Below are 521 nucleotides of genomic sequence, written 5' to 3'. Positions count from 1 at the left end.
TAGATATTTAAACAAAAAAATATAATGAATAAGGATAATAGATTTTGCATAAATAATATGAAAATTTCATATTAAATTAGACATCTTAAATAACATAAAATTTTTAATTGAAACTTTAAAAATTTTATGTTATTTAAGATGTCTAATTTAATATGAAATTTTCATATTATTTATGCAAAATCTATTATCCTTATTCATTATATTTTTTTGTTAGATCTATATTAGTAGTTTTATTTAATTCAAGCCCAAGTGGTATAGGATTAGAATAGATATTTAAACAAAAAAATATAATGAATAAGGATAATAGATTTTGCATAAATAATATGAAAATTTCATATTAAATTAGACATCTTAAATAACATAAAATTTTTAATTGAAACTTTAAAAATTTTATGTTATTTAAGATGTCTAATTTAATATGAAATTTTCATATTATTTATGCAAAATCTATTATCCTTATTCATTATATTTTTTTGTTAGATCTATATTAGTAGTTTTATTTAATTCAAGCCCAAGTGGTA

General features: G+C 16.3%; 1 protein-coding gene. It reads right to left on the bottom strand.

What is annotated here, in order from left to right; genetic code table 11:
* Window positions 1–190 precede the first annotated feature (190 nt).
* Window positions 191–316 (bottom strand): hypothetical protein, encoded by a 126-nt coding sequence (locus O6R16_RS08155; RefSeq protein ID WP_499680714.1) that lies wholly within the window; start codon window positions 314–316, stop codon window positions 191–193.
* Window positions 317–521: the final 205 nt, after the last annotated feature.

The organism is Candidatus Rickettsia tasmaniensis (assembly GCF_036857515.1).
GTDB classification, from domain to species: Bacteria; Pseudomonadota; Alphaproteobacteria; order Rickettsiales; family Rickettsiaceae; genus Rickettsia; species Rickettsia rickettsii.
The sequence above is the reverse complement of the archived record's forward strand: the minus strand, read 5'-3'. Positions and strand labels throughout refer to the sequence as shown.